The sequence below is a fragment of the Bacillus sp. FSL K6-4563 genome (genome assembly GCF_038630405.1).
In the GTDB taxonomy this organism is placed as follows: Bacteria; Bacillota; Bacilli; order Bacillales; family Bacillaceae; genus Bacillus; species Bacillus pumilus.
Window position 1 is genome coordinate 750,531 of the sequence record NZ_CP152030.1, and the last position, 15,156, is coordinate 765,686.

The 15,156-nt window shown below is 38.9% G+C and carries 11 protein-coding genes; 9 read left to right on the plus strand and 2 right to left on the minus strand.

Translation table 11 applies throughout. The features are described 5' to 3' along the window. Positions 1-124 precede the first annotated feature (124 nt). A complete protein-coding gene (locus MHH54_RS03575; protein ID WP_342500699.1) occupies positions 125-3,274 on the plus strand; it encodes an efflux RND transporter permease subunit in 3,150 nt (1,049 codons plus the stop codon). 31 nt (positions 3,275-3,305) lie between these two features. Here MHH54_RS03575 and MHH54_RS03580 read toward each other — a convergent pair whose 3' ends face one another. Next, complete coding sequence (locus tag MHH54_RS03580) at positions 3,306-4,259, minus strand: nucleoside hydrolase (RefSeq protein WP_342500700.1); 954 nt, start codon at positions 4,257-4,259, stop codon at positions 3,306-3,308. 181 nt (positions 4,260-4,440) lie between these two features. Between MHH54_RS03580 and MHH54_RS03585 the strand changes: the two genes are divergently transcribed. From MHH54_RS03585 to MHH54_RS03610, 6 genes are all read left to right on the plus strand, one after another. Then, positions 4,441-5,349 carry a diacylglycerol kinase gene (locus MHH54_RS03585; protein WP_044141563.1) on the plus strand — a complete coding sequence of 303 codons (909 nt, stop codon included), beginning with the start codon at positions 4,441-4,443 and terminating at the stop codon, positions 5,347-5,349. Positions 5,350-5,409: 60 nt separating this feature from the next. Further along, a complete protein-coding gene (gene rlmD, locus MHH54_RS03590) occupies positions 5,410-6,798 on the plus strand; it encodes a 23S rRNA (uracil(1939)-C(5))-methyltransferase RlmD (protein WP_342500701.1) in 1,389 nt (462 codons plus the stop codon). An 806-nt stretch (positions 6,799-7,604) separates the two neighbouring features. After that, positions 7,605-8,630, plus strand: coding sequence for a DUF1998 domain-containing protein (locus MHH54_RS03595; protein WP_342500702.1), 1,026 nt, complete (start codon positions 7,605-7,607; stop codon positions 8,628-8,630). Between the two features lie 702 nt (positions 8,631-9,332). Continuing rightward, the gene (locus tag MHH54_RS03600; RefSeq protein WP_342500703.1) at positions 9,333-10,664 is read left to right on the plus strand and encodes a DNA cytosine methyltransferase; all 1,332 of its coding nucleotides are present in this window, start codon (positions 9,333-9,335) and stop codon (positions 10,662-10,664) included. Between the two features lie 523 nt (positions 10,665-11,187). Further along, positions 11,188-12,162, plus strand: a complete 975-nt coding sequence (locus MHH54_RS03605; protein WP_342500704.1) for a tRNA-dihydrouridine synthase — start codon at positions 11,188-11,190, stop codon at positions 12,160-12,162. A gap of 106 nt (positions 12,163-12,268) precedes the next feature. Continuing rightward, complete coding sequence (locus MHH54_RS03610) at positions 12,269-13,123, plus strand: SMI1/KNR4 family protein (protein WP_342500705.1); 855 nt, start codon at positions 12,269-12,271, stop codon at positions 13,121-13,123. A 55-nt stretch (positions 13,124-13,178) separates the two neighbouring features. Here the strand turns inward: MHH54_RS03610 and MHH54_RS03615 are convergent, their stop codons facing one another. After that, a complete protein-coding gene (locus MHH54_RS03615; protein ID WP_111912194.1) occupies positions 13,179-13,550 on the minus strand; it encodes a hypothetical protein in 372 nt (123 codons plus the stop codon). A 183-nt stretch (positions 13,551-13,733) separates the two neighbouring features. Here MHH54_RS03615 and MHH54_RS03620 point away from each other — a divergent pair, with 183 nt between their 5' ends. Further along, positions 13,734-14,171 carry an Rrf2 family transcriptional regulator gene (locus MHH54_RS03620; protein ID WP_342500706.1) on the plus strand — a complete coding sequence of 146 codons (438 nt, stop codon included), beginning with the start codon at positions 13,734-13,736 and terminating at the stop codon, positions 14,169-14,171. Positions 14,172-14,236: 65 nt separating this feature from the next. Then, complete coding sequence (locus tag MHH54_RS03625) at positions 14,237-15,151, plus strand: NAD(P)/FAD-dependent oxidoreductase (RefSeq protein ID WP_003214233.1); 915 nt, start codon at positions 14,237-14,239, stop codon at positions 15,149-15,151. The last annotated feature ends 5 nt before the right edge of the window (positions 15,152-15,156 follow it).

The following is a 15,156-nucleotide window of genomic DNA, read 5'->3' on the forward strand; positions in this document are numbered from 1 at the left end:
GGCCCCTTCAGCTTTAGAATGTTACGTCAAACGCAAGAGAAATGGTTGACGGCATTGTATATCACCGTTTATTATGATATAGAATGACCAGTCAGTCAATACATAAAGGAAAATGGAGGACATAATGAATTCGATCATCAATTTTGTATTAAAGAATAAGTTCGCTGTATGGCTCATGACAATTATCGTAACAGTTGCTGGTCTATATGCTGGATTGAATATGAAACAAGAATCAATCCCGAATATCAACACTCCAGTCATTACGGTTTCTACAACGTATCCTGGCGCAACGCCGGACGAAGTATCAGATAAGGTGACCGATCCAATTGAAAAATCGATCCAAAACCTAAATGGAGTGAGTGTCGTCACTTCCAATTCATATGAAAATGCGTCATCCATTCAAATTGAATATGACTATAGCAAAGACATGGATGAGGCGAAAAAAGAAATTGAAGATGCGATTAGCAATATCAACTTCCCAGAAAATGTGGAACAACCAAAAATCGCACGTTTCAGCATTAACGCCATTCCAATTTTAGCACTCAGTGTGTCTGGCGATAAAGAATCCTTACAGGAATTAACTGAAAAAGTTGAAAATGATTTGATCCCTGCACTCAAAGGTCTGGATGGTGTCTCATCTGTAGAAGCATCTGGTCAACAAATCAAAGAAGTGCAATTCTCATTTAAACAAAAGAAACTCGAAGAATATGGTTTAGATGAAGAAACCGTTCAAAACATCATCAAAGGTTCCGATGTGAACTTGCCACTTGGTTTATACACATTTGGCAACAAGCAAAAATCGGTTGTCGTGGACGGTAACATTTTCAGCGTGAAAGACTTGAAAAATATGCGTATTCCTGTGACAGGAGGGGCCGGCAATGCCTCTGGCGGAATAGGAAATACAGGTGCAGTTGGAAGTGCTGAGCAACAAGCAGCAGCAAGCAGTCAGTCTGTAGAGCTTCCAACAGTGAAGTTATCTGAAATAGCCAATATCAAAGTAGTGAAAGAAGCAGAATCAGTCTCAAGAACTAATGGTAAAAATAGTATCGGACTTCAAATTATGAAGGGTTCTGATGCAAACACAGTCAGTGTTGCAGAAGAAGTCACAAAAGAACTAGACAAATTTAAAAAAGACAACGAAGGAATGAACATAAGTTCAACTTATGATCAGGCAGAGCCAATCAAAGAATCTGTCAGCACAATGCTGAATAAAGCAATCATTGGTGCCATCTTTGCCATTATGATTATTCTCTTGTTCCTTCGTGACATCAGATCAACATTGATCTCGGTCATCTCGATCCCGTTATCACTGTTAATTGCTATCTTAATTTTAAATCAGCTCGATATTACGCTGAACATTATGACCCTTGGCGCGATGACCGTTGCAATTGGTCGTGTCGTGGATGACTCCATTGTCGTCATAGAAAACATATACAGACGGATGGCGCTTAAAGATGAACCGTTACGAGGAAAAGCCCTTGTACGAGAAGCAACGAAAGAAATGTTCTTGCCAATTATGTCTTCAACGATAGTCACAATTGCTGTGTTCTTGCCATTAGCACTAGTTGGTGGCATGATCGGTGAATTATTTATCCCATTTGCATTAACAATTGTGTTTGCTTTACTTGCATCACTTCTTATTGCCGTTACGGTCGTTCCAATGATGGCACACAGCTTGTTTAAGAAAAACTTGTATGGCGATAGAAAAGAGCTCAAAGAACACAAGCCAAGCAAGCTAGCACTTGGCTACAGACGTGTGTTGAACTGGACATTAAATCATAAATGGATTACGTCTGGAATTGCCGTTCTTATGCTTGTCGGAAGCTTATTCTTAGCACCACTTGTTGGCGTTAGCTTCTTGCCACAGGAAAGTGAAAAAACAGCAATAATCACGTACACACCTGAGCCTGGACAAACAAAAGAACAGGCTAAAGATGAAGCGAAGAAAGCAGAAGAGTACTTAATGAAACGTGAGCATGTCGATACAGTTCAATATTCATTAGGTACGTCAAATGCTCTGATGGAAAATGCTGGTGGAACTTCAAATGGTGCTCTCTTCTTTGTCAAATATGAAGGTGACACACCGAACTTTGAAAAAGAAAAAGAAAAAATTAGTAAAGACCTTCAAAAAAATGCATCACAAGGTGATTGGAAGTTACAAGACTTCTCATCTTCCGGTGCGAGTAATTCTGTCACTTACTATGTGTATGGCGATACAGCAAGTGACATTGAAGGCACAGTAAACGATGTAGAAAAGATTTTAAAAGACGAGAAGAATTTGAAAAACGTGAGCACAAGCTTGGCTGATAAATACGCTGAATACACATTTAACGCAGACCAAGAGAAGCTTGCGAAACTAGGTCTTACAGCTTCACAAATCGCACAAGAAATTGCGCCTCAAAGCAATGAAGTCACTTTAACGAAGGTGACAGAGGACGGCACAGAAATTGATGTGAAGCTTCAAACAGATAAAGACGAATACAAGAGTAAGAAAGATTTAGAAGACAAAAAAATCACGACACCTACAGGGCAAGAAATCCGAATCGGAGATGTAGTGAAGGTCAAAGAAGGAACAACGGCAAATACAATCACGAAACGTGACGGTAAAATCTACGCTGAAGTATCCGGAGATATGACAACGGACAACGTAGCGAGTGTCACACAAGACGTACAGAAAAAGGTCGACAAGCTCGACTTGAAATCTGGTGTAACTATTGATTCGGGCGGTGTGAGCGCAGATATTCAGGAATCCTTCACACAATTAGGGATTGCGATGTTAGCTGCCATTGCCATTGTGTATCTGGTATTAGTTATCACATTCGGTGGAGGGCTTGCACCATTTGCGATCCTGTTCTCACTACCGTTCACAGTCATTGGTGCCTTGGTCGGATTGTTTGTAGCGAAAGAAACGATCAGCTTAAACGCAATGATTGGCTTGCTGATGCTGATAGGAATAGTCGTAACAAATGCCGTTGTCTTAATTGATCGAGTCATTAATAAAGAGAAAGAAGGACTCTCAACAAGAGAGGCATTACTGGAAGCTGGTACAATAAGAGTACGTCCAATCTTAATGACGGCACTTGCGACAATTGGGGCACTTCTTCCATTAGCATTAGGATTTGAAGGCGGAAGCCAAATTGTTTCAAAAGGACTTGGCGTCACAGTCATTGGTGGTCTCGCAAGTTCAACATTGTTAACACTGGTTATCGTACCAATCGTATACGAAGTGTTAAGCAAATTTAAACGCAAAAAGAAATACGTAGAAGAAGATTGAGATGGGGCCCCGCTTTGATGGCGGGGCTTTTTTATGTTGAAATCTGACAAACAGCTCTTTTCATAAGCTCTTCAAATGCTTGGAAAAATGCGTCACGATCGACATGGTCGATCACTTGAATTGATTTTCCATCTGTATGCTCTTCGGTACGTCCTTGCTTTGGCGTTTCGGTGTAAACGATCGCATTCATTTCCTTTGAACGAGTAAATGATGAGGAATCAAGAGTGATCGTTGTCAGCACATCCCATAAGTAGTAAGTCGAGTTGGTTTCGTGATGAATGAGAGGCGGGCAAAAGGCGTAGCACTGCCCAATAAAATCTATTCCAATATGAGAACGAAGGGAAGCCCAGCGCTGACGAATATCAGGTGTAAGCGGAACTTGATTCGTGCTTTCAAGTGCGACCATATCAATAGGAAAGCGTTCCTTGAAGACAGTGCTGACAGCATAAGGGTCCCAAAATGCATTCCATTCTGCTGTCCCATCATGCTCGGGTTCCTCAACATTGCCTTTTTCAAGAAATGTACCGCCCATCCATACCAATTTTTCGATTTTATTAGAGATTGAAGGATCTTCTTCTAAGGCGCGTGCAAGGTCTGTGAGCGGACCTGTAAAGAGCAGCGTGACGGGTTCTGCAGACTTTTTAACAGTTTCGATTAAATGAAGATGTGCTGGAAGCTTGGACACGTTTGTATCAACAGTGCCTTTCTCGTTTAAAATAGGTAAGGCGTCTACATAAAAAGCATGCATTCGCCACTCTTTCGGAAAAGGATTGACGCCTCTAGAATTTGAAGCAGCGACTTCAATTTCATAAGGGCTAAATCGATCAATGATTTTTTGAGACGCACTGAGAGCAGGCTCTAAATAACAATCAGCAGGAATCACAGACGTCCCAATCACTTTCAGATGTTCCATTTGAAGGAGAAGAAATAACGAGACGAGGTCATCAACACCGCCATCATGATTAAAATAGACAGGCTTTTTCATCGCAAACCATCCTTTACAGCGTTTTCTTTTATCTTATCAGAATGCTTTCTTGCTGAGGGAAATGTGGCAGGAGATTTGTCATATTAGGGTGTTGTTCTGTTGCCATTTTCAAATCTCATAGTATAATTAAAGGTTGTTAGTGGTGAAAATAGATTGCATAATGAATATAGGATGATGATGAATGAAACGTGCTCGAATTATATACAATCCGACATCTGGGCGTGAACTCTTCAAGAAGAATTTGCCGCAGGTTTTGCAAAAATTTGAACAAGCTGGCTATGAAACATCTTGTCATGCAACGACATGTGCAGGAGATGCGACACAAGCAGCTGAAAAAGCTGCCCAGAGAGACTTTGATTTAATTGTAGCAGCAGGTGGAGACGGCACGATCAATGAAGTCGTCAACGGACTAGCCCCGCTTGAAAAAAGACCAAAACTAGGAATTATTCCGGTTGGAACAACAAATGACTTCGCAAGAGCACTTGGAATTCCACGAGAAGGTGTTTTAAAAGCAACAGATGCCATTATAGATGGTATAGCGAAGCCGCTTGATATCGGTAAAGTCAATGGCCATTATTTTATTAATATTGCAGGCGGCGGCCGGTTAACAGAGCTCACCTATGAAGTGCCTAGTAAGCTGAAGACAATGCTTGGACAGCTTGCTTATTATTTAAAAGGCATGGAGATGCTTCCTTCGATCCGCCCGACAGAAGTCGAAATTGAATATGACGGCAAATTGTTTCATGGAGAAATCATGCTGTTTCTTGTTTCACTCACAAACTCAGTAGGCGGCTTTGAAAAGCTAGCGCCAGATTCTGTTTTAGATGATGGAATGTTTGACCTGATTATTTTAAAGAAGGTCAATTTAGCAGAAGCCATTCGAGTAGTCAGCCTTGCACTGCGAGGCGAGCATATTCATGATAACAATGTCATCTACACAAAAGCGAATCGCGTAAAGGTAGATGTAAAAGATAAAATGCAATTGAATTTAGATGGCGAATTCGGCGGCATGCTGCCAGGTGAATTTGAAAACCTGTATCGTCATATTGAGTTTATAGTGCCAAAAGCAACAGCTGAAAAAATAGGGTAGAGATTGAACTTGGTTCCTTATGGCGCCAAGTTTTTCTTTGCAAATGAGGTGATAAAATTGGTGAAAATGAAACCGCCTGTTGAAAAGAATGAATACTACAATGTAACCTTCGAAGACTTAACGCACGAAGGTGCAGGTGTAGCGAAAATTGAAGGGTTCCCTGTCTTTGTACCGAATGCCCTTCCAGACGAACAAGGGAAAATCAAGGTCACACGTGTGAAAAAAGGATTTGCTTTTGGGCGACTCATGGAGCTGACAAAGGAAAGTCAGCATAGGCAAGATGCGCCATGTCCTATCTATAAGCAGTGCGGAGGCTGTCAAATTCAGCACATGAGCTATGAAGGCCAGCTGCTATTTAAGGAGAAACAAGTAAAGGACGTATTAGAGCGGATCGGCAAGCTTGATATGAGCCGTGTAAAAGTTCATCCTGTACTCGGCATGGAAGACCCTTGGAATTACAGAAACAAAGCACAAGTTCCAATTGGCGAACGCGAAGGCGGACTAGTTGCAGGATTTTATCAGCAGCGTACCCATGAAATCATCGATATGGAAAAATGTTTGATCCAGCAGTCAGAAAATGACGAAGTGGTACAGGCAGTAAAAGACATATGCAATGCGTTTGGTATGAAAGCATATAACGAAGAACGTCATAAAGGCTGGCTACGTCATGTGATGGTTCGCTACGGTATTGCAACGGGTGAAATGATGGTTGTGTTTGTTACTAGAACGGCTGACTTTCCGCAAAAGCAGCAGGTGATTGAGCAGATTATAGCACGCTTCCCACACGTTCGGTCAATTGTGCAAAACGTGAATTCAAAGAAAACAAATGTTATTTTCGGAGACGAAACGACTGTTTTATGGGGAGAAGAATACATTTATGACACGATTGGCGACATCAAATTTGCTATTTCAGCCCGCTCGTTTTATCAAGTGAACCCAGCTCAAACAAAGGTGCTTTATGACAAAGCCCTTGAATATGCAGAGCTGCAAGGCGAAGAAACCGTCATCGATGCGTATTGCGGAATCGGTACGATTTCCTTGTTTCTCGCACAAAAAGCAGGCAGAGTATATGGCGTTGAAATAGTTCCAGAAGCAATTGAAGATGCAAAACGCAATGCTGCATTGAACGGAATCAACAACGTCGAATTCGCAGTCGGTGAAGCAGAAACCGTTATCCCAAACTGGTACAAAGAAGGCATCAAAGCAGACACCCTCGTCGTCGATCCGCCAAGAAAAGGCTGCGACGAAGCACTGCTTGATACGATTTTAAAGATGAAACCAAAACGCGTTGTTTATGTGTCCTGTAATCCAGGGACGCTAGCTCGTGATTTGCGTATTCTTGAAGATGGTGGGTATGTGACGGAGGAAGTGCAGCCTGTGGATATGTTCCCGCATACGAGTCATGTGGAGGTTACAGTAAAACTTGTTTTAAGGATACCAGTTAGCTAAACGATACTCGGTTAAGAGGTATGAGAGAAGAAAGAATAAATTTTACTTTCTTCTCTCAGGCTTCTATTAAAATAATTTTTATTGAATGTTTAAAACAATTAAGTGTATTACCTGTATAAACATAATTATGAAAATTTCTCTTGTTCTTTATTCAATTAAAATTTTTAAATCAAAGAGGTTAATTGAATAAAACCATTTAATCTTCCTAGGAAAAAGCAGATTAATGTTTTCATACATAATTTATTAGTGATCATATGTATGTTTATTTATCTTATAAATCACCGATAAAATGAATATATTTGTAGAAATATCCTTTTTGTAGAAGTATAAATAGATTTCCTCATTTATCAAAACCTCCCCTCAAAAGATAGTCTAAAGCGTTTACTAATTCCCTAAGTCATATTTGAAAAATAGAAAAGCAGCAGTTTACTTTACAAAATCAATTAGAGGTGGTCAATTGAATTTCCTAATTAATAAATTTGGAATGACAATAATCGGAAAAATATGAGAAGAAATAAGTGTTCTTATTTCCAATAAATATATAGAAGTACTGGAATTTAGCTGGTGCAATATTATATAAAATTTAATTTTTATATAATATTGGAAATGGTGAAAGAAGGAGATAGATGTTGTTTAGCACAGTAGACAAGCCTTTAGTACATTGTAGAGTACATGAGCAAATGCTTTTTTGATCAGAAGAGTATATGGTTGATGATATTGTTGAGTCTCTGTTGCATAAGGAAAACATAATACTTTGTACGTCTAGAAAGTACATAAATTCATATCTAATTTTGAAAGCACTTAATATGGATGAAACAATTGGTTTTCAGAAAAGAGAGAACCCATCTAAGAGGGCAGAGATTCTGGTAATAACCAATCGATTTGAAATGTTAGACTTCTTGGGAACTTGCTCTGTAAATACAGAGAGACTTTTTCAAATTTGCAGTAATATTCATCTAAATGACCGTAGTGAATTCCTTGATGCCGAAGATTTCTTTGAAAAGTGGACAGCATATCTTAATCAGTCTAAAATAGAAGAGCAAATTGAGTATAATCAGATCAAAGAAGCTGAGTATAAAGCTTTTACTGCATTTGATATTAGAGTAAAAATTGGTGATTTTGAGGCTGAAGTTGAAATAGTACCGAATGATTTTCAACTCTATTTCAATAAAATTATAAAGGCTCACAAGGTGAAGGAGATTCTTGTGCTCCTAGGGTTTATAAGAAATGATAGCCCAGAACCAGATGTCAATGAACCAAAGGAAATTGTTTGGTTAGAGTCAGGTGGGTATGATGACTGGTTGCCAGCAGTTGAAGTGTATGGCGAAGGGATTTTTATTGAATTTAATCAAACTACTATAAGCAAGTGGCTCGAAGAAAACAGCGAACTTCCAAAGCGGTCAGAGAAGTTTACATCATTATATGCAAATTGGATAGAAAACAAAGGATGGGAAGTACGTGATGAAAAAGACGTCGTGTATGTTATGCTACATACATTTGCCCATCTATTAATTAAGCAGTTATCCTTGCAATCAGGGTATTCATCAGTAGCTATTAAAGAAAGAATATATTGTGGTAAGAACATGGCTGGGGTTCTTTTGTATACTGGTAGTACTGATCAAGAAGGTTCCTTAGATGGCTTGGTAGAAATGGGGAATATAGATAAGGTTCGTCCACTTATTATGGAGGCGCTTGAAGAGGCAATATTCTGTTCTAACGATCCATATTGTTCCAGTTTAGAGCCGAGTGAGGATAACCAGTTAAATGGCTGTGCCTGTTTGCTTGTTCTATGGTTGCTGAAATTTCATGTGATACAGGAAACTGATTATTAGACCGGTCATTGTTAGTAAAAACAATAGACATCAAGTATTCCCCATTCTTTAAGGGATTACTGTAGATGGAAAAAGTGGAATGCTCGCATATTGTAATCCTCCAAATTCAAGTTTTTTTAAGTCTTAGATAATGGAACTGTACAAAGGAATTTTGAGTGCGATCACTTGATTTATAAAAAGCAAGAGTTTCCGAAGAGCAGTTTTTAGAACTGCTCTTGGTTTTTAAGCTTTGCAATGAACAGTAACAACAGAAATCCGTTTGAGTTTGTTGCAACAGTTACAAGTGAATTTGTTTTTAGGTTTAGAAAAACGATGTCATTACAGAAATGATTTGCCGTGCACAAAAACCAATTTTGTCTTAGGATATTCATGGTAAGAGATGTAGTTGTAGCAATGGAAAGGTATTTATTGGAGTCGACTTTCAATGTTAATTTTTTTCTTACTGGAATCCTCAAACTATGCGATATATAGAAAATATAAGAAAGAAATAATATAAAATTTCTCATGAATATTTCGCTCTGCATACAAAAGTAATTAGGATTGAAATAGAAAAAGCCTTTGTCTCATCCGCAAATCTTCCCTATAATGGGATAGTAACATTGGTTCGCGGAGAAAAAGTTTTAGTGGAAAAATGTTCTCCTAGAATGGTTGAGAGTAAATATGTCTAATAAAATATATGGTACGCATAAAGGGAGATTAAAAATGATTGTTATTGATTTATTTTCTGGAGCAGGAGGGCTGAGTGAGGGGTTTCATAAACACGACTTTAAAATTGCTGCGCATGTTGAAAAAGAATATTGGGCATGTGAAACAATTAAAACGCGTTTATTTTATCATTATCTAAAGGCAAAGAACGATTTAGAGTTATATAATGAATTCCTAAGGATGTCAGACAATTACCGCAGTATTGAACAAACGAGAGCTTTAGTTTTTGAACGTTACCCTGAATTGAGAGAGAAGCTCGACATTGAAGTACTAAACCGGAAGTTTGGGAACCCCCATAATGACCCAACAGCTACTTCTTCTACACAGATGATACAACTTATTCAGAATTCTCTTCAGTATAGCCGTGCTACAAGTGTAGATTTAATTATTGGTGGCCCGCCATGTCAAGCATACTCCTTGGTGGGGCGTAGCAGGATGAAAGAGAGTGTAGATAAGGACTCAAGAAATTATCTATTTCAGTACTATAAAAGAATTGTCGATGAGTTTAAACCTAAAGCGTTCGTTTTTGAAAATGTTCCGGGCCTACTTACTGCTAAGAAAGGGAAGGTGTACCAAGAAATAAAGGAATCGTTTGATCAAATTGGTTACACAGTGCTATCTGGAACAAGTGAGGAAGACAAGAGTAATATAATCGATTTTGCTGATTTTGGTGTACCTCAAAGGAGAAAAAGGGTTATCCTGTTTGGTTTTCAAAAGAATTTAAATTATGAGTACCCTAACTTTGAAAGACATAAATTATCTTGGAATATTCCTTTAACTACTCGAGATGTTATTTCAGATCTACCAGTCGTGAAGCCAAAACAAGGTCATGATCTTCAACTTTTTGAGTATGATTTAACGCAAAATGTCGATTATTTGTCGCCTTATGAACTGATGATGAGAGAAGACAGTATTGGATTTACTAATCACTTTGCAAGACCCATTAAAGATCGTGATGCTGAAATATATCAAATTGCTATAAAGCATGCCACTCAAGGTAGACAAATTAAGTATAATGAGTTGCCTGATAGATTGAAAACACATAAGAATGATAAGGCATTTCTAGACCGATTTAAGGTTCATTGGTGGGATAGTATTCCGCATACTGTAGTTGCTCATATATCAAAAGATGGTCATTATAATATTCACCCTGATATTGGACAGTGTAGGTCTCTAACGGTGAGAGAGGCTGCACGAATACAGGGTTTCCCTGATAACTATAAGTTTGAAGGTCCGCGTACTGCTCAGTTTACACAGGTTGGAAATGCTGTACCCCCTGTGATGTCTGGGGTAATTGCGAGAGCAGTGAAAGATGTTATTTGTGGTTAATTATACAGTTTAAATATTTCTTGCTTGGGTAAAGAAGATGTTCAATTAAAACAATTTTATCATAGAAATATATTAATAATAAGGGATATGTAGATGTAATTTCAAGACACTTAGTCTTTTGGCGAGTGTTTTTTATAAAGATTACATTATGAAATTTTGATGTTGTTGTTAAACTATATTTTCTGTTAAGAGAAGTACCTTGTTCTAAAATTGTATTTAGATATTTATTCATACAGATTTACTAAAGTACACTTGTTACTTCTTTTTAAATATTTCAAAACAATTGTAAGACTTTATAGCTTATTTACATTAAGGGTTTTTAATAAAGTTAATTGTTTGGTAATTTAATTTGCACGTTTTAATATAAAGAAAAAGAAATTAAAGCTTAAATGTCTTCACCAAATTCCCTTTTTTGCAATTTTGCCTCGTTCATATTAAAGTATATAATGATGAAAATTGACAATCACTTGATTAGCTAAACTTGCTTATCGTGTGTGAAGTCATGAGAGGAATTGGATGAAAGATGAGTGAAAATTTCTGGCGTGATTTACCACGGCCATTTTTTATATTAGCACCAATGGAAGAAGTGACAGATGTTGTGTTTCGTCATGTTGTGAGTGAGGCGGCGAGACCAGATGTGTTTTTCACAGAGTTTACGAATAGTGAGAGCTATTGCCATCCTGATGGGATTCAAAGTGTGAAAGGGCGTTTAACCTTTACAGAGGATGAGCAGCCGATTGTTGCTCATATTTGGGGAGACAAGCCTGAGAACTTTAGGCAAATGAGTATTGGAATGGCGGAATTAGGATTTCAGGGGCTTGATATTAATATGGGCTGTCCTGTCCCAAATGTCACGCAAAACGGGAAGGGCAGTGGCTTGATTCTTCGCCCAGATGTTGCCGCAGAACTGATTCAAGCGGCAAAAGCTGGAGGATTACCAGTCAGCGTAAAAACAAGACTTGGTTTTACAGAGGTCGATGAATGGCGCGATTGGCTCAGACACATTTTGGAGCAAGACATTGTGAACTTATCGATCCACCTTCGTACTAGAAAGGAAATGAGCCAGGTGGATGCACATTGGGAGCTCATTCCTGAGATTATAAAACTTCGTGATGAAGTAGCACCTGATACGCTTTTGACCATCAATGGTGATATTCCTGATCGTCAAACGGGCTTAAAGCTCGCTAACCAGTATGGAGTGGACGGTGTGATGATTGGGCGCGGAATTTTCCATAACCCATTTGCTTTTGAAAAAGAGCCGAAGGAGCATACGAGTGATGAGCTGCTAGGTCTTTTAAGATTGCATCTTGATCTTCATGATCAATATTCCTCATTAGGCTTGCGTCCATTCAAGGCGTTACATCGTTTCTTTAAGATTTATGTAAAAGGATTCAGAGGAGCGAGCTTCCTAAGAAACCAATTAATGAACACATCATCAACAGATGAAGTGCGTGCAATGCTAGATGAATTTGAAGCGAGAAATCAAGAACAATCATGACGGACAAGAGGAGGGGTAACCCTTCTCTTTTTTTATAAATAGGACTATTAAACTAGTTCTCTCAAATGGTAAAATGAGATAGAAATAACAATTGGAGGTATTTTATTTGAAACCATTTTGGGATACAGACATAGAAAGTGAAGAGACATTTAAGAAAATCAATGAGAAAGGCATTGTAAAAGCGGAAAAGAAGCTAGGCGTCACCTTGCCTGATACATATAAAAAACTTATTCTTGAACAAAATGGCGGGTATACCCTGCATAACGCCTTTCCAACGGACCAGCCGAATGGATGGGCAGAGGATCATGTGTCATTTGATCATTTAAGAGGAATTGCCAAAGGCGAAGGCATCATGGATAGTGATTATTTAATAGAAGAATGGGAATTGCCTGAGGGACTTGTGCTCATTTGTGGGGATGGTCATACGTGGATTGCATTGGACTATAGAGAAACAAAGGAACATCCGCCAATTCATTACTTTGATCTAGAATATGAGACGGATTTTAAATTAGCGAATTCGTTTGATGAATTGATAGCGGGGCATTATACCGCAGAAGATAGCGAAGAAGATGGGATGTCAGATGAAGAGTGGCAGGCTGAATATGAAAAGCAGAATAAACCTTTATCAAAAGAAGAAGTGAAAGACATATTCTTAACAAAAGACCCTGAACAGCTTTCAAAAATCGCGAATTTCCAAGTGGAACAAATAGATGATATTAAGTGGATTTTTTCTGAAGTAGAATCGTATATGGATGCGCTTCAGGACGAAGAAATGTTAACGACTGCTGGCTGGGCAATCAATACGATCTTTATGATGAATGACGAAATGATTAAGCAGCATGCTGATGTTGTCGAGCATGCACGTCGTTTTGCAAAGCATTTGAGTGAATCAGAAATAGATGAGATTCACAACATTGCCATTAATATATCAATCGCATTTGAATTTGATTTAGAGGAATAGGCATCTATCATATTTTAAATAGACCCCCTTAACCAACAAGGGGGTCATCTTTTCTTTACTCCGCACTCTCCACAACCTCACGGCTATCCTCTGTTTCACCAATATAAATAGGGCCGTTTGCGTGGTCGAGTCGGATTGGCCATTCGTATGGAACTTGAAGTCGTCTAGCAATGGCTCTCCAGAATTTTGTTGAATCCAATTCGAATTCTTGGAAGTCTTTTAATAAGTCTTTGTAAGACGAGCCATCAAATTGAATGAACATATCTTGAAGGCGCATGAACGCGACATGTCTCACTTCTAATGCTGCCGCAGCTTCCATTTCTTCTTCTGTTGCTTCTCCAATGATTGTTCCTGCGGGCGGAAGCATGTCGTATACGTTAAATTCCTCTTCTTCTTCGTGTGCTGCATTGTGCTGTTGATCTGACATTTCTCTTCACTCCTTCTAGTCTTCATCAAAATTTGATTCGTGCTTACCTCTATTATCGGAAGGAAATGCGAAATGTGGAATGAAAAAAGAAGCAGATCCACAACACTTGCTTTTTCTTCTTGAATCTTTTATGATCAATTGCAGATATAAAAGGTCTATAATAGATAGAAAGGAAATCATCTGATGAAATATTCTAAAGCAACCAACTATGCACTTCATACGATGGTATTTTTAACTCTTGAACCAAAGGGGAAAGCAATAGGCGTTGAGCCTCTCGCCAAGATGCAAGACCTTTCACCCACCTATTTATCCAAAATTTTAACAAAGCTTGTGAAGGCAGGATTGATTGAATCAACACCTGGCGCAAAAGGTGGTTACACCATTATGAAAAAGAAGGAGGACATTTCATTTTTAGACGTCATTCAGGCGGTAGAAGGTCAAACTAATTTATTTCGTTGTTCCTTAGAACATGATTCTTTCATGCCTCATGATGACTGTTTGATTGAGCAGGTCATGCAGGATGTTGAAACGAAAATGCAGGAGACGTTAAGTCAAAAGCGGTTAGTTGATATTGCAAGCCAAATTGAGCAGACAGAAAAAAATCCATTTTTCAACATGTGATTTTTTTGAACTAATTATAGATATTAAGAGTCTTTAAAGTCTGGAATAGAAAAGGAGAGATTGATATGTTATTAGATTGTGCCATTATCGGAGGCGGGCCAGCTGGATTAAGTGCAGCACTTGTTGTAGGACGAGGCAGAAAGCAGGTCATTGTATTTGATGATGAGCTGCCAAGAAATCGAGTGACGCAGGAATCACATGGATTTATTACAAACGATGGAATGACACCGTTTGAAATCAGACAAGCGGGAGAGGCAGACCTTCAAAACTACCCACATATCCAAATCAAACGAAGTAGAATTGTTGAGATACAAAACAATGATGACAACTTTACGTTACTGACACACGAGGGAGAAAGGTTCGAAGCGAAGAAAATCATATTGGCAACAGGACTAAAGGATATACTGCCAGAGATGAAGGGGATGCATGAAGTGTATGGAAAGACGTTGTTTAGCTGTCCTTTCTGCGATGGCTGGGAGCTAAAGGACAAGCCGCTTGCTCTCATTGCTGAGAATTCACGTGCCTTTCATATGGCTAAACTTCTTTCCAATTGGACAAAGGATTTGATCGTGTTTACGAATGGGAAGCAAGTGTTTGCTGAAGAGGAGAAGGCACTGCTATCAGCACATTCTATTCAAGTCATTGATGTACCAATTATGTCCATTCATCATGAGAATGGACAAATGCACTCTCTTCACCTTGCGAATGGGGAAACGGTGAATAGAGAAGGCGGATTTGTCGCAAGTGAATTCAAGCAGTCAGCTCCATTTGCTGAAAAACTAGGCTGTCAAATGACGAAAAATGGTGGTATTGAAACAGATATTCTTGGACGTACAACCGTCAGCGGTGTCTTTGCGAGCGGTGACAATTTAGGCGGGCCTGCTCAACTTGTTCTTGCAGCAGCTGCTGGTAGCCAAGCAGGAATGGGCGTCATCCATGAACTTGTGCAAGAAGAATTTCAACAAAAAACATCTCTATGAAAAGA

Coding starts and splice junctions, on each gene's coding strand:
- MHH54_RS03575 (WP_342500699.1), top strand. CDS start 125: ATGAATTCGATCATCAATTTTGTATTAAAGAATAAGTTCGCTGTATGG.
- MHH54_RS03580 (WP_342500700.1), bottom strand. CDS start 4,259: ATGAAAAAGCCTGTCTATTTTAATCATGATGGCGGTGTTGATGACCTC.
- MHH54_RS03585 (WP_044141563.1), top strand. CDS start 4,441: ATGAAACGTGCTCGAATTATATACAATCCGACATCTGGGCGTGAACTC.
- MHH54_RS03595 (WP_342500702.1), top strand. CDS start 7,605: ATGGATGAAACAATTGGTTTTCAGAAAAGAGAGAACCCATCTAAGAGG.
- MHH54_RS03600 (WP_342500703.1), top strand. CDS start 9,333: ATGATTGTTATTGATTTATTTTCTGGAGCAGGAGGGCTGAGTGAGGGG.
- MHH54_RS03605 (WP_342500704.1), top strand. CDS start 11,188: ATGAGTGAAAATTTCTGGCGTGATTTACCACGGCCATTTTTTATATTA.
- MHH54_RS03615 (WP_111912194.1), bottom strand. CDS start 13,550: ATGTCAGATCAACAGCACAATGCAGCACACGAAGAAGAAGAGGAATTT.
- MHH54_RS03620 (WP_342500706.1), top strand. CDS start 13,734: ATGAAATATTCTAAAGCAACCAACTATGCACTTCATACGATGGTATTT.
- MHH54_RS03625 (WP_003214233.1), top strand. CDS start 14,237: ATGTTATTAGATTGTGCCATTATCGGAGGCGGGCCAGCTGGATTAAGT.